At 45.9% G+C, this 17,213-nt stretch carries 18 protein-coding genes; 4 read left to right on the top strand and 14 right to left on the bottom strand.

Features of this window, described 5'->3' with window-relative positions; genetic code table 11:
• Nucleotides 1-215: 215 nt before the first annotated feature.
• Nucleotides 216-1,562, top strand: a complete 1,347-nt coding sequence (locus KI350_RS07995; protein WP_059230857.1) for a TrkH family potassium uptake protein — start codon at nt 216-218, stop codon at nt 1,560-1,562.
• On the opposite strand, the gene KI350_RS23200 is transcribed toward KI350_RS07995, so the two are convergent.
• Nucleotides 1,552-1,686 carry a hypothetical protein gene (locus KI350_RS23200; protein WP_262983625.1) on the bottom strand — a complete coding sequence of 45 codons (135 nt, stop codon included), beginning with the start codon at nt 1,684-1,686 and terminating at the stop codon, nt 1,552-1,554. The genes KI350_RS07995 and KI350_RS23200 overlap by 11 nt on opposite strands.
• Before the next feature lie 114 nt (nt 1,687-1,800).
• Here KI350_RS23200 and gerQ point away from each other — a divergent pair, with 114 nt between their 5' ends.
• Nucleotides 1,801-2,337, top strand: coding sequence for a spore coat protein GerQ (gerQ, locus tag KI350_RS07990; protein WP_212930464.1), 537 nt, complete (start codon nt 1,801-1,803; stop codon nt 2,335-2,337).
• A gap of 41 nt (nt 2,338-2,378) precedes the next feature.
• Here the strand turns inward: gerQ and KI350_RS07985 are convergent, their stop codons facing one another.
• The 8 genes from KI350_RS07985 to KI350_RS07950 form a co-directional block, all read right to left on the bottom strand.
• Nucleotides 2,379-3,524, bottom strand: a complete 1,146-nt coding sequence (locus tag KI350_RS07985; protein WP_020453328.1) for an ABC transporter permease — start codon at nt 3,522-3,524, stop codon at nt 2,379-2,381.
• Between the two features lies 1 nt (nt 3,525).
• Nucleotides 3,526-4,650 (bottom strand): ABC transporter permease, encoded by a 1,125-nt coding sequence (locus KI350_RS07980; RefSeq protein ID WP_020453329.1) that lies wholly within the window; start codon nt 4,648-4,650, stop codon nt 3,526-3,528.
• Between the two features lie 15 nt (nt 4,651-4,665).
• Entirely contained in the window at nt 4,666-5,601 is a 936-nt protein-coding gene (locus tag KI350_RS07975) for an ABC transporter ATP-binding protein (protein ID WP_025810615.1), read from the bottom strand.
• A gap of 103 nt (nt 5,602-5,704) precedes the next feature.
• Nucleotides 5,705-6,811 carry a sensor histidine kinase gene (locus tag KI350_RS07970; protein ID WP_023857030.1) on the bottom strand — a complete coding sequence of 369 codons (1,107 nt, stop codon included), beginning with the start codon at nt 6,809-6,811 and terminating at the stop codon, nt 5,705-5,707.
• Between the two features lie 14 nt (nt 6,812-6,825).
• Nucleotides 6,826-7,464, bottom strand: a complete 639-nt coding sequence (locus KI350_RS07965) for a response regulator (RefSeq protein WP_023857029.1) — start codon at nt 7,462-7,464, stop codon at nt 6,826-6,828.
• Between the two features lie 156 nt (nt 7,465-7,620).
• A complete protein-coding gene (locus tag KI350_RS07960; RefSeq protein ID WP_025810614.1) occupies nt 7,621-7,992 on the bottom strand; it encodes a DUF423 domain-containing protein in 372 nt (123 codons plus the stop codon).
• Nucleotides 7,993-8,059: 67 nt separating this feature from the next.
• Entirely contained in the window at nt 8,060-9,361 is a 1,302-nt protein-coding gene (locus KI350_RS07955) for a purine/pyrimidine permease (protein ID WP_023857027.1), read from the bottom strand.
• 38 nt (nt 9,362-9,399) lie between these two features.
• On the bottom strand, nt 9,400-9,708 hold the full coding sequence (locus KI350_RS07950; protein ID WP_023857026.1) for a YwdI family protein: 309 nt from the start codon (nt 9,706-9,708) through the stop codon (nt 9,400-9,402).
• 271 nt (nt 9,709-9,979) lie between these two features.
• On the opposite strand from KI350_RS07950, the gene KI350_RS07945 reads away from it, so the two are divergent.
• Nucleotides 9,980-11,362 carry an aldehyde dehydrogenase gene (locus KI350_RS07945; RefSeq protein WP_025810613.1) on the top strand — a complete coding sequence of 461 codons (1,383 nt, stop codon included), beginning with the start codon at nt 9,980-9,982 and terminating at the stop codon, nt 11,360-11,362.
• Nucleotides 11,363-11,412: 50 nt separating this feature from the next.
• Here the strand turns inward: KI350_RS07945 and KI350_RS07940 are convergent, their stop codons facing one another.
• Nucleotides 11,413-12,090, bottom strand: a complete 678-nt coding sequence (locus KI350_RS07940) for a uracil-DNA glycosylase (protein WP_020453337.1) — start codon at nt 12,088-12,090, stop codon at nt 11,413-11,415.
• Between the two features lie 13 nt (nt 12,091-12,103).
• Nucleotides 12,104-12,922, bottom strand: coding sequence for a glycosyltransferase family 2 protein (locus KI350_RS07935; protein WP_020453338.1), 819 nt, complete (start codon nt 12,920-12,922; stop codon nt 12,104-12,106).
• Between the two features lie 237 nt (nt 12,923-13,159).
• Between KI350_RS07935 and KI350_RS07930 the strand changes: the two genes are divergently transcribed.
• Nucleotides 13,160-13,972 carry a bifunctional hydroxymethylpyrimidine kinase/phosphomethylpyrimidine kinase gene (locus KI350_RS07930; protein ID WP_020453339.1) on the top strand — a complete coding sequence of 271 codons (813 nt, stop codon included), beginning with the start codon at nt 13,160-13,162 and terminating at the stop codon, nt 13,970-13,972.
• Nucleotides 13,973-14,005: 33 nt separating this feature from the next.
• Here the strand turns inward: KI350_RS07930 and KI350_RS07925 are convergent, their stop codons facing one another.
• The 3 genes from KI350_RS07925 to KI350_RS07915 form a co-directional block, all read right to left on the bottom strand.
• Nucleotides 14,006-14,272: a hypothetical protein gene (locus tag KI350_RS07925; protein ID WP_023857023.1), complete on the bottom strand. Its 267-nt coding sequence runs from the start codon at nt 14,270-14,272 to the stop codon at nt 14,006-14,008.
• Between the two features lie 89 nt (nt 14,273-14,361).
• On the bottom strand, nt 14,362-15,798 hold the full coding sequence (locus KI350_RS07920) for a sucrose-6-phosphate hydrolase (RefSeq protein WP_065644452.1): 1,437 nt from the start codon (nt 15,796-15,798) through the stop codon (nt 14,362-14,364).
• A gap of 18 nt (nt 15,799-15,816) precedes the next feature.
• Entirely contained in the window at nt 15,817-17,196 is a 1,380-nt protein-coding gene (locus KI350_RS07915; RefSeq protein ID WP_065644451.1) for a sucrose-specific PTS transporter subunit IIBC, read from the bottom strand.
• Between the last annotated feature and the right edge of the window lie 17 nt (nt 17,197-17,213).

The following is a 17,213-nucleotide window of genomic DNA, read 5'->3' as shown; positions in this document are numbered from 1 at the left end:
TGCTCCTCTTGATTTTCTCCGCTGTGCTTTAGTAAAGGACAAAAGACCCGTCCGTATTCCTTCTCTTCATTCTCCTGATTTTTGTTGACAAACGATGTATCTGGCTGTACATTATTGACATTATTGAAACATTACCATCTGCGTTTGAAATTGAAATCACCTTGCTTTTTCTCCATTCATGTTTTGACTGAATGGATTAAGAAAGGAACGAAAAAATGCCTAAATTGGTTTCTTCAAATCTTGTAAAAGGTAAGATCATCAATATTAGTCCGCCGCAGACGCTGGCGCTTAGTTTCTTGATTATCATTGCCATCGGCGCCTGTTTATTGAAGCTGCCCGGCGCCTCCACTACTTACATCTCATGGGTGGATGCTTTATTCACGGCCACCTCTGCAACTACGGTAACGGGGCTTGTTGTTGTCGATACAGGGGCAGATTTTACGGTTTTCGGACAAACAGTTATTATGTGCCTGATTCAAATCGGCGGACTCGGCTTAATGACGTTTGCCGTCCTCGTCATCATGATGATCGGCAAAAAAATCGGCCTGCAGCAGCGGATTCTCGTTCAAGAAGCATTTAACCAGACTTCTTTAGGCGGACTTGTCCGCTTGGTCAAGCATTTGTTTATTTTCACCATTGTTATAGAATTTGTCGCATTTTTGATCCTTTCGATCAGATGGGTTCCTGAATACGGTTTGCAAAAAGGCTTGTTTCATAGTTTGTTTAACACGATTTCAGCCTTTAACAATGCGGGGTTCTCCCTGTGGCCGGACAACTTGTCTCAATATGTGGGCGACCCGATTGTCAACATTGTCATCACAGGCCTTTTCATTACAGGGGGTATCGGCTTTACCGTTCTGCTGGATTTATGGACAAAGCGAAACTTCCGGACATTATCGCTGCATTCTAAGCTCATGATCGTTGGAACATTGATCATCAATACGACAGCCGCCTTGCTGATTTTTATTTTGGAATACTCGAATCCGGGTACGCTCGGCGGACTGCCTTTAGCCGACAAAATGTGGGGCGCTTACTTCCAGGGTGTGACACCGAGAACTGCCGGATTCAATACCCTTGATATCGCCCAGATGACAACGCCGTCCCTCCTGTTAACCATCGTTTTGATGTTTATCGGAGCCGGAAGCGCGTCAACGGGAAGCGGAATTAAACTGACAACGTTTATCGTGATGATCTTGGCGACGATCACCTTTTTAAGGGGAAAAAGCGAGACGGTTGTGTTCAAAAGGGCGATTAAAATGAAAACCATTTTAAGAGCTTTGGCCATCATTGTGATCAGTTTTTTATTCGTGCTTTTCGCATTATTTATATTGACGATCACAGAGAAAGCTCCATTTTTGGAAATCGTCTTTGAAGTATTTTCCGCTTTTGGAACGGTCGGCCTGTCGATGGGACTGACACCTGATTTAACGACCGCAGGCAAAGCGGTTATCATGATGATGATGTTTATCGGCCGCGTCGGGCCTCTGACTATGGCGTTTACGCTGGCCAAGCCGAAGAAGGCGCCGATCCGCCATCCTGAAGATGAAGTGATTACAGGTTGATATGCTGAAAGACCGCTCTTTTCACGAGCAGTCTTTTTGTTTTTCTCTTTCCAACATGATGTGTCGTCATATTCCATCCCGCCCGTTCATACTGTAAAAGGGATGGGAAATATTGATCTATCATCTTGAGTCAGCCCCCCTGCTTTTACAGCCGGATCGTCTTCATAGCAGCACTTTATCATTCCTCATGTATGGACGGTAGGCATGACTTTGACACAATGAAATGAGGAGGAACGAGATGAAATTTAAAAAAAATCAATTTCAGCCGCTTCAAGAGCTTGAGATGCCGGATTTCCGGCAGCAAATGGGGCCCAACCCTTATCCGCAGATGGGACAGATGGGGCAAATGTACCAGCAGCATGGACAGCAGCCTTTCACCCAAACGGGGGGGCAGCAATCGTATCAGCAGCCCGGCCCACAGCTGTTCCAGCCGCAGCCGGCAGGAGTCCAGGTCCCTCCGATGCCTTCAGCACAGCAGACTTCACCGAGTATCCCCGGCATGCTGCCGCTTGAGCAATCCTACATTGAAAATATTTTGCGGCTCAATCGCGGAAAAGTGGCAACCGTATATATGACATTTGAAAACAATCCGGAATGGAATGCGAAAGTCTTTCGGGGAGAAATTGAAGCAGCCGGCCGCGACCACATTATTTTAAGCGACAGAAAAACAGGCACACGCTATTTGCTGCTGATGGTGTATCTTGACTATATTACGTTTGATGAGCCGATCACTTATGATTATCCGTATTCAATGGCCTCATATACCCCAAGATAAAGGTTCGGTTTCATTAAAACCGAACCCTTTTTTTATAGATATTAAGCAAAGTTTCTCACATCATTATTACGTTTGAATTTGTAAATAACGATGAGGAAAAAGACAGCAGCGAAAGCAAACAGGATCATGATATTCAAATACAGACCTTGAAGCTGCTGTCCCTCCTGCAATTTTGCCAGCGTATCCAGCACCCACCGCTGCGGAAGAAAGTCCGCGATACGCTGTGCGAAAGACGGCATGATTTCAATCGGCCAAAAACATCCGGACAGCATGATCGTCGGCATAAATATTAAATTTCGCAATACCCCGGATGACTTAGAGCTATTTGCAAAGACGACGGTGATCAGCGCCAGGCCGACCGCGCTTAGCGCAAAAATCAACAGCACCGCTGCCATCTCCCAAAATGAGATGCCAGTCTCCATCCGGAACACATATTTCACCATTATCAATGTTAAAAAGATTTGGCATGCGATGACAGACATACTGACGGCCACATTGGACATAACGTACTGTCTTGCCGTTATCGGTGTGGTCAAAAGCCTGAAATACGTTCTGTTCTCTTTTTCCTTCACTAACAGTTCGGTCAAGCTTCCCGCTGAAAAAAGCATCGCCATCAGAAGAAAACCGACCGTCCGCTCCGTCATGTTTCTATTTTTCGCCGTGTCTTCAACCGTATATGTTTTGACACCCGTTTCAGAACTCCGGTAATTTTTATACATTTCCTCAAAACGCTTTTCATTCCCCTGCGCCGATTTGCCGATTGCGGCGATATTATCAATGTAATGATAAACATACGATTTCACAAACCCGGTGATTTCAGCGCCTTTGACAGATGCAATGGCGATATGAGCCGGTTCTCCGCTCTGCACGCTTTGAGAAAAGCCTTGTTCAAACGTAATGACGCAATCAAGCTCCCCTGACGCAATTTGACTTTTCCCTTCTGCTTCACTGACCGCGCTGATGTTGACATTCTCGATCCCCTTCAAAAAATCCTTAGTATCTTCGGCGATTCGTCCGCCGTCATGATTGATAATTCCGACGCGCAAATCTGTCTTGTCCATGCTTCCCTCTGTTAAAAGCGATACGAATATGCCTAGCAAGGGCAGACATACGAACAGAAAGATATTGATTTTCTTTTTGAAGGTGACATTCAGTGTGTTTTTGACAAGCCATAGCATTTCTTTCATCTTACAGCCCCTCCCTTCTCTGCAATGAGACAACGGCAATCAGCAGAAATAACAGGGATAAACCGATGTTCAGCAAGATTACGGGCAGCCCCGCCGCTAGATCGTCCGCAAATATAATGTTCATAATAGCTTCGTTCGTCCATGTGAGCGGAGACAGGTCTTTGATCAAAGCTAAAACACCTTCCGCACCCTCGACAGGAAAATAAGCGCCTCCGAAAAATGCAACCAGCGGAATCAACACGTTAATGATCGCCACTGCCGCTTCCCCCGTTCTCGTCAAATAACTGACGCCAAGGCCGAGGCATACGGCAAACAATACGATGCTGAACAGCACGGCCGCCACAAGGGCGAGATGATCTCCCCAGTACGCTTTAAATACGTATTTGCTGAATATGACGACGGCAAAAATACATAATCCGTTTGTCACAAGATTGCCAATCAGCTTGCCGGCAAAAATCTCGCCTTTATGAACCGGCGCCGCGATCAGCCGGTCGGCTGTTTTTCCAAGCCGCTCTCCCCTTATTAAATAACTGGCGCTTAGTGCACTGTAAAGCGCGATCAGAGTGGTCATGGTAACCGCGTAATAATCCATGGAGTTGGGCTTTCTGTCTGAGCTGAGAGACGTCTCCTTGATATAATGGTCGCCAGGTATGTCCCCGAGCACGGCACCCGCTTGCTCAGGAGCGGCTTTGATGATCTCTTGTGCGGCATTGTACCGGTTTGCAAACGCGGTCAGCATTCCTTGAATAATGCTGTTTTTCATACTGTTTTTATCCATTTGGTAAAGCTTGATGCCGCTGTTTTCGATCTCAAGGTAAGCATCGTAGTTCCCTTGTTTGATTTCTTGTTTTCCATCCGTATCAGACAATATTTTTTTAAAATGAACGCCGGATGTTTTCGCTTCTTTTGCGAATGTTTTAAAACCTTCCGAAAACGCTCCGTCAGCCTTGTCTTTATACAGAACATGAACCTCGCCGACCGCTGCTGTTTGCTGATCGAAAGCGTTCGTCAGCGCGGTGCCTAAAATCATAATCAGTACAATTGGAAATGCCAGCATAAAAAGGAATGTCCGCTTGTCCCGAAAAGCCGATACAATTTCTTTTTTCGCAATGATGAGTGTATTCAAACCATGGCCCCCTTTCTAATCGCGCAACTGTCTTCCGGTCAAGGTCAGGAACACGGTTTCCAAATTAGGCGCTTTTTCTTCCAATGAACGAATCTCGGCCCCGTTTTTCATCAGCTTCTCAATAATCTGGTTTAAATTATTGACACCTGCATCCGAGTTGATTTTGATCGTATTGTCTTCAAGAGCAGCCGCCTCCACGCCGCTGATCGTTTTCAGTTCGCCGATATCGACATTTTCCGCCGATTTAAGAACGACCTGAATATCTTTCGTGTTGGTAATGATCGATTTCAGCTGCTCCTTCGTTCCTTCGGCGATAATTTTTCCATGATCCACGATGGCGATCCGCGTACAGATCTCTTCAACTTCTTCCATATAATGGCTGGTGTAAATAATCGTGCAGCCCATCGCATTTAACTTTTTGACGGATTCCAAAATATAATTTCTCGAATGCGGATCAATTCCCACCGTTGGTTCATCCATGATGATCAACTTTGGCCTGTGGGCGATCGCGCAGGCGATATTGAGCCTTCTTTTCATTCCGCCTGAAAAATTTTTCGGGAAGCTTTTATGCTTATCGCTTAAACCGACGAACTGCAATGCTTCTTCCACCCGATTGCGCAATTGGGCCCCGCGGAGACCATAGAGTCCGGCGAAAAACTTCACATTTTCATATGCCGTTAAATCCTCGTAAATGGCCAGATCCTGCGGGACAATGCCGATATTCATCTTGGCGAATTTGCGGTGTTTCGCAATGTTTTTTCCGAGAATCAAAATCTCGCCTTCATTGCTTCTCAGCAAACTCGAGATCATGTGAATGGTCGTGCTCTTTCCGGCCCCGTTTGCGCCGAGCAATCCAAATATTTCGCCCTCTTCGATCGAGAGTGATATATTGTCGACGGCAACGAAGTCGCCAAATTTTTTTGTTAGATGATGGATTTCCAATACATTCATGTTCTCACCTCATTTTGATTTCATTATAAAAAAAAGATGAATGGTGCGGCAGTGCAGCATTTCATCTTTTTCACATGAGAAAATTCATATTCAATTCATGAAATCATTCATGCTTGGGCAGCAAGGTGGTGACAGAGAAGCCGTTCGAACCGTCAACAATCACCTTTCCGTTAACAGAAGCGGCCCGTTCCTCCATCCCGATGATCCCCATCCCTTTCTTGATTTTCTGCCGCCCTTTTCCATTGTCTTTCACTTCTGCTTTAATGAGTGTATTCAGCACATGAATATAGATGGATACATGTGTCGCTTCTGCATATTTCACCGAGTTTGTCAGTGCTTCGGTGATATTTTCAAACATAATCTTCCACTGAATTTGAGAAATAACATCCAAATCACCTTTATGCAAAAATGAAATATTCATATGATACCGCGCCGAACATTCATCGATAAACAGCTTCAATCTATGGATACCCATCTGTTCTGAGGGCGGCTTGACGCTTTTTAACGTCAATCTGATATTTTCGATCCCGTCCTTGGAGATGTTAATCGCGTTTTGCAGGAGCTCGGAAGCTTTTTCCTTGTCTATGTCAAGGACGCGCTTCGCCGCTTCGAGCTGAATCAGCGCTCCTGTCATGGAATGGCCGATTTTATCGTGTATTTCCTGGGAAAGCCGGTTCCGCTCCTCAAGCTTATACGTATATTCAGATTGTCTGATGAACTCTTTGTTTTCCCGCAGCATGTTTGTTACCTTCTCCAGGTCTCTTCTCGTTTGATCGATATGATGTTCAAGCTTTTCAATCCGCGCTGCATCTTGGCTTGCCGCCCAGTACAGCAAAAATTGAAAAGCGGCTGTCAACGCGTAGACCGCTGAGATGCTTTCATTGATAAACAAAACCGGAACGATTGAAGCGGCAAGTACCATCCACTTCGGCAGCCCGAAATCAGCTGCTCCTTCATACAGGCTAAAAGGAAGAAATAAAATAAATAGGGGGTGCACCTCGGCATAAGAAAAAATTGAAATGATGACAGACATAATAATAAAAAGCTTTTTTATTTTTCCTTCAGATAAAATTGAAATCCCGAGGTTGATACAGGCGTAAACAAGAATGCTGAACACAAGCCACGGCAGATTGTCAATTTCCGAAGAAACGCATTGATAGATGATAAACCCCAGCAAAATCAGTTTGCCGGTCATAATCCGCAATTCCATGGTGATCCCCCAGATTAAAAGTTAACTTTTCCAGTTAAATAATAAATTGCGATTTGCGTCCGGTGTTCAAGCCCTGTTTTCCCCAAAATCGAGGAAATATAATTGGCAATCGTACCTTCAGAAATAAACAGTTCTTTCGATATTTCTTTATTGGACAGCCCTCTGGCAATCAGGGCCATAATTCCGAGCTCGCGTTCGGTAAACAGGCTTTCGTCTATTTTTGATTCCGCTTCTTTATGCTCCGCCAAATTGGATTTAATCTTGTCGAGGATGATATCCTGCATGACAGTATGGCCGTTGTACACGCTTTTAATTGCGTCTCTAATTCGCTCAGGATCGGCATTTTTCAGCAAATATCCTTTTGCTCCGTTCCGTATGGCAGCGACGATGTATTCGTCATCATCAAACGTTGTTAAAATAAAAGGCTTGGCGCCCGTTTCTGAAATGAGCCGCGCAGCTTCCACTCCATCCATGTTGGGCATGCGGACATCAAGCAGTGCAATATCCACAGCTTGGCCGCGGCAAAATTCGACCGCTTGCAAGCCATCCTCCACCGTCGCCAGCACTTCAAATTCATCATAAGTGCTCAGTATGATTTTCATACCCTCTCTTATGAATGAATTGTCATCCGCAATGATCACTTTAATTTTCATCTTTGAACGGAGACCGGTCCTCCGCCATGCACATCCCTTCTGTCAAAATGCAAAAGCCGGGTCTTTCGCCCTGTTCATAACATTAAATTACCATGAATCAGCCCCTGTTAAAATAAAAAAAAGCCAATCCTTTCAGGAGATTGGCTTTTTAGTAAGCTACAAGTATTTAACAGCTGATACAACAACCATGATCCATGCGGCAATAAACGCCACGCCGCCCAGCGGAGTAATCGCACCGAGGACGCTGATTTGCGTAAGGCTGAGGACATATAAACTTCCTGAAAATAAAACGATTCCGGCAAACATCAGCCAACCTGCCGCAGTTACGCTTCCCGCATCTGTAAGCTTTGACGCGATGAGCGCGACGGCAATTAAACCGAGCGCATGATACATATGATACTGGACGCCGGTCTGCCAGATTTGCAAATATTTCTCGGGAATTTTCCCCTCAAGACCATGAGCTCCGAACGCCCCTAAAGCAACCGCAAGCATCGCATTGACAGCACCTAAAATTAAAAATAATTTCACGATCAAATCGCCCGCCTTTCTTTTATCATCATAGCGCACACGCCTTTAATTTCAACGTTTACACATCTCATGACACGATATTGTCAAATTTCTTTTTCCGTAGCTGCATCTGTTCCGCAGCAATCGCTACAATTGTTCCAAGGACAAGCCCATTGCTTAAAATGGAAACAAAAACAGGATGCATTCCTTCCAAAGCACTTTCAGGTACAAACATGACCCCCACGCCGGCAAGGAGCGCAATCCCGGTAACAAAACGGATGCGGCCTGCCTCGTCCTTTTCATAAGAATCGAATTCGGCAAATGCCAGGCCGACCATCGTTGAAAACACGACGAAGTTCACCGCAAAGCCGACCGGAGACGGCAGGCTGGCAAAAGTATTCATGACCAGCGGGAAAAAGCTGATGACGATCACGATCAAACTCCCGAGCAAAAACGGTTTTTTCGAAGACATTCTCGTCGTTTGAATAAACCCGGCCGCCCCGGATATCGGCACCGTGCCTACAGCTCCGAGCAATCCGCTCAGCAAATGGCTGACGGAGGCGATAAATCCGGCAGGACGTGCCCGCCTCCTCTCCTCCAGCTTCTCAAACTGTCTGACCGCTCCTTCAACCACCCGTATGCTGGCGAGCATATTGACGATTAACAATACTGTAATAAATAGCGAAGTAACGACTAATCCGCTGTCAAACAGCGGCATTCCGAACGGAAAAATATCCGGAAGGCGGAACAGCTGGTTCGCATGCTCAGGCGCCTTCGCCACGCCGAATACGGCAAATAAGACCCAGCCGCCGAAAAGCGCAATTAAAATTGAATATTGCTTGAGAACCGGAATGTTTGACCGGCTCATCAGAAACGTAGCCAGCATGACCACAACCGCCAGCAAAAACACGGGTATATCGACCTCGTTTTTCCGGTAGCCGATCCCCATGACACCTTTAACGATCGGATCGCTAAGCTGGATGACCAGCAGCAGTAAATAAATGCCCGTCACAACAGGAGTAAACATCACAGCCAGCTTATCAATAACTTTAAATAAACTAAAAATAAAGAAGAAAACCGCGCTTAGCAGCATCGCTCCCTGCAGCCCCTGAAGCGTTTCAATATGAGTCGCAAATACGGTCCCTGTAAGACCGGAATAAATCGTGTACACGCCCCACCAGAGGCCGGCCGGACTCTCATTAATCGGCAGGCGGTGTCCCAATAAACATTGGATAAAAGCCGTTGTGCCGAGCACGAAAAAAGTGCTTTGAACCAGCCCAGCGGTCTCTGCCTGGTTCAGCCCGAATGACTGCCCGATTGCAATGGGCACCACGATTGCGGCCGCAATAATAAATGCCGTCCATTGTAAAGCCCCAAAAAGCAGTTTCAAGTTGATCAACCTCTCTTTTTTAAAACAGCCGACGGCGCCTAGAAATCAAAAATAGAATCTCCGTTGCCGTCATCTTCGTGCTTTTGTTTCTCTTGTTTTTTGTACTGTTCAGCACCGGCGCTCCCCATCATTTTTTCTAGCATCAGCTGGTCGCTCGATGGTTTATTGGCCGTTTGAACATAGGGTGAAGACTGGACGGACGGCCGCTGCTGCGGTTCAACAATGACGTCGCAAAGGGAGCGGATAACCGCGATGTGCATTTTCAATTCATTTTCCTGGCTGCATTCCTTTGCTTTTTTCAATTCGTCCTCCATCTTCTGCAGCAAACTTGATATATGTATGTTCATCAAATCGATCCTCCAAACCGTTTTCAGTTTCCATTTCATTTTACCAAATTAACTTCTCCCGTGCCGAATGCACTTTGCAAATATCCATTGCGAAAAATTGCCTCTCCTGCTGTGAAATATCACCTTTTGCACTTTTAAAAAAGATATCTGCAGGCAAACGCAGGTAGAAAACGCCGATTTTCTTACGGCTAAAAGTTGACAGCTGAAAAGGCTGTCACACATAATGAAAAAAAACTTCACTCGAATTTCTAAAAGCGAAAGGAATCAGGGAATGGCAGAACGTACACCCTCCATCGAAACGACCGTTACCGAGCAAAAGCGATATTTTTTAAGCGGGGCAACACTCGCTGTTGAAAATCGTCTGGAACAGCTTAACATTCTTAAGAATGCTGTAAAAAAATATGAACGGGACATACTTGAAGCCCTTCAGAAAGACCTTAATAAATCAGAGCACGAAGCCTATATGACGGAAATCGGCATTGTACTGGAAGAAATCCGCTTCATCAGCAGACGATTAAAAAAATGGGCCAAGCCGAAAAAGGCGAAAGCGGCCGTCTCGCACATCGGTTCAAAAAGCATCGTCATTGCGGAGCCTTATGGCACGGTCCTGATCATCGCGCCATGGAACTATCCGTTTCAGCTTGCCGTTTCGCCTCTGATCGGCGCACTTGCTGCGGGGAATACGGCCGTCATCAAACCGTCAGAGCTTGCTCCCGCTGTATCCAGCGTCATATCCAAGATGCTTAAAGAAATCTTTCCCCCCGAATATGTATCCGTTATTGAGGGCGGGGTGGAGACGAATCAAGTGCTTTTGCGGAAAAAATTTGACTATATCTTTTTTACAGGCAGTGTTCCCGTGGGCAAAGTCGTCATGGAAGCCGCAGCAAAACAGCTCATTCCAGTCACACTTGAGCTTGGCGGAAAAAGCCCCTGCATCGTGCACAAGGATGCTGATCTTAAGCTTGCAGCTCAAAGGATTGTTTTCGGAAAGCTGACAAACGCAGGACAGACGTGCATTGCGCCTGATTATCTGCTCGTACACAAAGATGTGAAAAGCGGGCTGTTGCACGCTCTGAAGCAATCGATCCAAACATTTTACGGAAAAGCGCCGGAAAGCCATCCGGCGTACGGAAAAATCATAAGCGAACGTCATTTCGAACGGTTACTCCGCTTTTTACACAACGAGAATATCGTAACAGGCGGAACGTATCAAAAAGACGCACTTAAAATTGCTCCGGCCATTATCGATGAACCCGACTGGGAATCGCCGATCATGCAGGAAGAGATTTTCGGGCCGCTCCTTCCTGTCATCGGCTATGAAACAATCGAAGACGTTATCCAAATGGTTCAAAGCCGCCCTAAACCGCTCGCGCTCTATTTGTTTACGAATGAAAAACCGGTACAGAAGCACATCCTCAGCCGGATTTCATTTGGCGGGGGATGCATCAATGACACGCTGATGCACACAGCCACACCTTACCTCCCCTTCGGCGGCGTAGGCGAAAGCGGAATCGGAAGTTACCATGGGTATCACAGCTTTAAGACGTTTTCCCACGAGAAAAGCGTTTTAAAACAGACAAACCTGTTTGACATTTCATTCCGTTACCCTTCATCAAAAAACGGGCTGCGAATCATCAAAAAACTTCTCAGGTAGATAGGAGCCAGACAAACGAAGAACCGCTTATTTTAGCGGTTCTCGCGATTTTAAAGATTCGGAAGGGACCAATCAATCGGCTCATCACCGATTTGTTCCAAATACTGATTGGCTCTTGAAAACGGTCTGCTCCCGAAAAACCCGTTTCTAGCCGAGAATGGGCTCGGATGCGGCGACTGGATAATGAAATGCTTGGATGTATCGATTCGCTCTTTTTTCATTTGGGCATGCCGGCCCCAGAGAATAAAAACGACCGGCTTATCTCTTTTGTTTAAAACATCTATGATACTGTCTGTCAGCTGTTCCCACCCTTTTCCTTTATGCGAATTTGCCTGGCCCCGTCTCACAGTCAAAACGGTGTTCAGCAGCAGAACGCCTTGCTTGGCCCAACTGACGAGAGAACCGTGATTAGGGATGTCGGCGCCAATGTCATTCTGCAATTCTATAAAGATATTTTTCAAAGAAGGCGGCGGATTGACACCGGGTTGTACGGAAAAGCTTAAGCCATGGGCCTGCCCCGGGCCATGATACGGATCCTGGCCGAGAATCACGACTTTAACATTTTCATAGGAAGTATAATGCAAAGCATTGTATATATCGTTCGGTTCAGGATATACGGTGTGCTCTGCATACTCCCTTTTCAGCATTTCCCTCAGTTCTTGATAGTAAGGCTTATTAAACTCGTCCTTCAGCTGCTGCCACCAGCTGTCATTCAAAATCTGTTTCAATGTTCAGGCCTCCTTAACTCAATTGTCTTGCAGCGGAAAGCCTGGATGCGACCGGTTTTCCGTCCCAGACGATTTCGCTTTCCGCTTCCCTTTTTTTCATAGCAGGTTCTTCGAGAAGTACGAAAAAGTTCTTTGTCGGCAGCTTGCCAAGCTGATGCTTTTCACTCAAGACATCCAAATAATACTGTCTCATTCCGCCAAGATCTCCGGATTGGTTGTCACCCTGATCTGAAAACGCATAGATGACGCTTGCAAAAGGAACCCTTTTCACGCGAAAGCGCTCAGCTGCTCTCAGGAAAAAGTCCCAATCCCAATAATTGTGGACAGCAGGATCAAAATAGCCGATCTCGTCATGAAGAGACCGTTTGTACATACTCCCTGAAGGAACATATGTAGAAAACTTCCTCATTTCATCCAAGTTAAAGGAATACGCAAAAAGATAACGGCTTGTCGGAATTCTTTTATCCTCTTTTTCTTCGAAAGACACAATCTCAGCATCCGAATAAACAAAATCGGCGGTCTCCAGCGCATTCAACATTCTTTCCATATGGCACGGAGTGAAAAAATCATCATCATCACACAGCATAATAACATCTCCGGAAGCTTCTTTCACCCCTATATTTCTCGCTTTTACATGCTTCACGTTTTCTTTCAGATGGATAACTCTGATCGGAAGGTCTGAATAAAGGCGCTCAACAAAGTCGACGCTCTCCCCGGCATCATTAACAATAATGACTTCAAATGGTGCAACAGACTGTTTTGTAATGGATTCAAGCAATTCGCACAAAGCGGTGACCCGGTTGTGCGTGACAACTACGATAGATATGTTCATATTTGTGATATACGCTCCTTCTTATTTCATTCTAAACATATTAAATCATAATGCGAATAATTTCACATGGATCAAAAGATGGTTTGGTTTTTTATGCCAATCCATTCACGAAATTTGGCAGAGGACCGCTGCACTATAAAGCGGCAGCCATTTCATTGTGATCTTGCGAAAAGCTGTCTATAATAAGTAATAAACCAACTTTGGATGGAATCTCTTATCGTGGAGGATTGACTGAACATGACAATGCACAAAGCACTGACAATCGCCGGCTCTGACTCAAGCGGAGGCGCCGGCATTCAGGCGGACTTAAAAACGTTCCAAGAAAAGAACGTCTATGGAATGACGGCACTTACGGTTGTTGTCGCCATGGATCCTGAGAACAACTGGAATCACCAGGTATTCCCAGTTGATACAGAAGTCATCCGCGCCCAGCTGTCGACGATTGTGGACGGCATCGGGGTAGATGCGATGAAAACGGGCATGCTTCCGACCGTTGATATCATTGAATTGGCGGCAGACACAATCAAGAAGCACAGCATGAAAAATGTCGTCATTGATCCCGTTATGGTATGTAAAGGAGCAAATGAAGTGCTGTATCCCGAACACGCAAAGGCTTTAAGAGAGCTTTTGGCTCCGCTTGCCACGGTCATTACGCCAAACCTTTTTGAAGCCGGCCAGCTCAGCGGACTTGGAGAAATTAAAACGGTTGAGCAAATGAAGGAAGCGGCAAAAGTCATTCACGGCCTCGGCGCTGAACACGTCCTCATTACAGGAGGAGGCAAACTGAATCACGAAAAAGCGGTAGATGTATTATTTGACGGCCGGGATGCAGAAGTCATCGAAGGAGAAAGAATTGAAACTCCATACACGCACGGGGCGGGCTGCACCTATTCCGCAGCGATTACGGCTGAACTCGCCAAAGGTTCAAATGTAAAAGAAGCCATTTATTCTGCAAAAACATTTATTACGGAAGCCATCCGCGAATCATTCCGTTTGAATCAATACGTCGGGCCAACGAAGCACTCCGCTTTACGGCTCAGCGGCAAATAAAAGCCAGCCCCATTAAAAGGGGCTGGCTTTTATTTAGCTTTCGCGTTTGATCGTTCTTGCAGATGATCTTAAGAAAGTCTCGATCGATTCCACAAAAAGAGCATATTCTTTCATTTGTTCATAAGTGTCTTGAAGTTTCTTTTGTATTTCTTCATCATCCGGAATTGTTTTATCTTCAATACCGCCGATCAGCTTCTTCATCTGAAGGAGCAAACCATTGTATTCCTCTCTCGTATCCTCAATATGATCCGCTATTTTTTTCAAACGCACAGCTGTCAACTTCTGCTGGTTTTGATCCAAAAAAACAACCCCTTTTTCACTGCACTCTCTCTAAAAAAAGCATATCATAAAGGGATTGTACAGAAAATAGCAAACCGCAGCCGCTCCCTTTATACCAACGTCCAGGATGTCACATTCACTATGATTTCTTTTCTGGCACTGATCCAAACATCATTATTTCCCGGGTAAGGAAAATATCTCGCCGTAAAGACTTCCTCTCCCCCATTGACGAAGATTTCAATAGAAGACGCGTCTAAAAAGATGTTTATATCGCGAAGCTCATGCAAACGGCACTGTCTGGCTTCCGCTCTTTCATCAACATAGCTGTTTCTCTCCAAGGTTATGATGCCGTCTGCTTTATTGTAAATGAGTCGCGCGGCACCCCTGAAGGAAATCTCAAAGCTCTCTTCAATAAGTTGCGGGCTGATGAAAAGCTCGGTTTTGTCCGGTTGAACAATGTCCAGTTTTTCGGTGGCTTGATTAAGTGATATTGCTGCGTGTTTTTCGTTTTGACGGAGGTTTCTAAGCTCCGCGACCGGTTTTTGAACGATTTTATCGTTTTGCAAATGCAATTCCCTCGGCAATGTCATACAGTGCACCCATTGATGCTGAATCGTCGGCTGGCTCTGTTCATCCTGATCTGGAACACCCATCCAGGCAACCAATATCCTCCGGCCTGATTCGTCTTTTGTCGTCTGCGGCGCATAAAAATCAAAGCCGCGGTCAAGCTCTTCAAAATCTCCGTGTGCAAACCCTGGTTTCTGCTCGTTCAATTCACCGACAAAATAACCTGACTGATAGACGTTTTGGTAGCGCATCTCTTCTGCTTCAAGGCCTTGCGGACAGACAATTAAGACGTCTTTGCCGTTTAGTTCAAACATGTCAGGGCATTCCCACATATAGCCGAATTCCTCGAGCTGATCTGTATTTGAACCTGTGATGTCGCCAAGGAACTGCCAGTCTTTCAAATTATCCGATTGAAACAGCACCGCCCTGCCCTCAAGATTTTCAGTCTGGGCGCCGAGCACCATGTACCAGCTTCCATTCTTTTTCCAAACTTTCGGATCGCGGAAGTGAGCCGTATATCCTTCCGGAAGCCTTGCAACAACCCCCTGCTTTTCAAACGAGATGCCGTCTTTCGAGACGGCGAGACATTGATAGGTCTCCCTATTTCCCTCGCCGTCTCTGACATTCCCCGTATAAAACAGGTGGAGCACATCATGTTCAGCGATCGCGCTTCCTGAATAACAGCCGTTTTTATCAAACCAGTCGCTCGGCGTGAGGGCGATCTCTTCATGGCGCCAGTTCACGAGATCTGTTGAAGAGTAGTGCCCCCACAGCTTTGCACCGTGCCCCGTTTTAAAAGGCATCCACTGATAAAAAAGATGGTAAACTCCCTTCCACTGAATGAACCCGTTCGGATCATTCAGCAGTCCGACAGGAGGCATGATATGATAATGCAGCCGATAGGGATCAAGGTTTACAATATCCCGGTATTCTTCAACCCGGTTTATTGCCTTTTGACGAAGCTCCTGATCTTGATTCATCGTTTTCCCCTCCTTCCGTCACTTTTTCTCGTCTTCATTAATGCCTAAGATAAAGGCTGTGATAAACGCGACAGACACAGAAATCGCCATTCCGATTAAATAATGGATCAGGTTGCCCATTCCAAGCGGGGCGACAATCGCAATCATCGGAATTCCCGTCAAACCGTAGGCGTTTGCCGCAACATTCATAAAGACAACGTATGCAGCACCGAGCGCTCCACCGGCCATTGCCGCGATAAACGGCTTGCGGTAACGGAGGTTAACACCGAAAATAACAGGTTCGGTAATGCCGAGAAAAGAAGAGAAAGCAGCAGGTAAAGCGATTTCTTTTGTTTTTGCGCGCTTTGCCAAAAAGAATACGGCAAGTCCGGCCCCGCCTTGGGCGACATTGGACATAGACCAGATCGGAAGCAGGTAGTTCCTGCCGATATCAGCGATAAGGCCGGCCTCAATCGCGTGGAAACTGTGGTGAACACCAGTTAAAACGATCAGCGAGTATGTTCCTCCGAAAATCAGTCCGGCAACAGGTCCGGCAACGTCATACACATAAGTTAAAACGTTCGTGATCCCTGTACCAAGCATTCTTCCTAAAGGACCGATCGCGATAAAGGCAATAAATCCCGTTGAAATAATCGTGACAAACGGTGTCACTAAAAGATCGATCGCGTTTGGAACAATTTTTCTTACGCCTTTTTCGATTTTACTCATCACATACACGGCAAGCAAAATTGGAACAACGGTTCCTTGATAGCCAAGCATCTCGATTTTGAGCCCGTAAAAGTTCATGACATCCGGTGATCCAGTTGCCAGTCCCCAAGGATTAAACAAGCTCGGGTGAATTAAAATACCTCCAAGTACAGCCCCCAGGTAAGGATTGCTGCCAAATTCTTTCGCAGCACTGACACCGATCAAGATCGGAAGGATAATAAATGCCGCGCTTGAGAACATATCAAGCATTTTATACAGCGCCGCATCAGGATCGACCCACTGAAATGCCTTCATCATCCCCAACAGCCCCATTAATAAACCGCTTGCAACAATGGCCGGAATGATTGGCACGAAAATATTTGACAGCGTTTTCGCGAATCGCGCTAAAGGATTCATTTTTCCCTTTGCGGCATCGCTGTGCTGAACCGTTTCCTTTTGGTCAAGATTCAGCTCTTTGGCAAACTGTTCATACACTTTATTAACAAGTCCTGTTCCGAAAATAATCTGGTATTGACCAGAGCTCGAAAAGGCTCCTTTTACACCTTCCAGCTCTTCGACCTTTTCCTGGTCGATTTTCGCTTCGTCCTTGATCACCAAACGAAGCCTTGTCGCACAATGAGCTGCACTGATAACATTATCTTCTCCGCCAAGAAGCTGTATAAGACGTACGGCGATTTCTTTGTGATTCATGATGATTCCTCCTTTTT

The organism is Bacillus sp. J41TS8, from assembly GCF_018333035.1.
Taxonomy (GTDB): Bacteria; Bacillota; Bacilli; order Bacillales; family Bacillaceae; genus Bacillus; species Bacillus paralicheniformis.
The sequence above is the reverse complement of the archived record's forward strand: the minus strand, read 5'-3'. Positions and strand labels throughout refer to the sequence as shown.

Bases quoted from the DNA above. Each gene is read 5' to 3' on its own strand.
- KI350_RS07935 (WP_020453338.1), bottom strand. From the start codon at position 12,922: ATGAACATATCTATCGTAGTTGTCACGCACAACCGGGTCACCGCTTTG.
- KI350_RS07975 (WP_025810615.1), bottom strand. From the start codon at position 5,601: ATGAATGTATTGGAAATCCATCATCTAACAAAAAAATTTGGCGACTTC.
- gerQ (WP_212930464.1), top strand. From the start codon at position 1,801: ATGAAATTTAAAAAAAATCAATTTCAGCCGCTTCAAGAGCTTGAGATG.
- KI350_RS07985 (WP_020453328.1), bottom strand. From the start codon at position 3,524: ATGAAAGAAATGCTATGGCTTGTCAAAAACACACTGAATGTCACCTTC.
- KI350_RS07945 (WP_025810613.1), top strand. From the start codon at position 9,980: ATGGCAGAACGTACACCCTCCATCGAAACGACCGTTACCGAGCAAAAG.
- KI350_RS07970 (WP_023857030.1), bottom strand. From the start codon at position 6,811: ATGGAATTGCGGATTATGACCGGCAAACTGATTTTGCTGGGGTTTATC.
- KI350_RS07965 (WP_023857029.1), bottom strand. From the start codon at position 7,464: ATGAAAATTAAAGTGATCATTGCGGATGACAATTCATTCATAAGAGAG.
- KI350_RS07930 (WP_020453339.1), top strand. From the start codon at position 13,160: ATGACAATGCACAAAGCACTGACAATCGCCGGCTCTGACTCAAGCGGA.
- KI350_RS23200 (WP_262983625.1), bottom strand. From the start codon at position 1,686: ATGATAGATCAATATTTCCCATCCCTTTTACAGTATGAACGGGCGGGA.
- KI350_RS07950 (WP_023857026.1), bottom strand. From the start codon at position 9,708: ATGAACATACATATATCAAGTTTGCTGCAGAAGATGGAGGACGAATTG.
- KI350_RS07915 (WP_065644451.1), bottom strand. From the start codon at position 17,196: ATGAATCACAAAGAAATCGCCGTACGTCTTATACAGCTTCTTGGCGGA.
- KI350_RS07995 (WP_059230857.1), top strand. From the start codon at position 216: ATGCCTAAATTGGTTTCTTCAAATCTTGTAAAAGGTAAGATCATCAAT.
- KI350_RS07920 (WP_065644452.1), bottom strand. From the start codon at position 15,798: ATGAATCAAGATCAGGAGCTTCGTCAAAAGGCAATAAACCGGGTTGAA.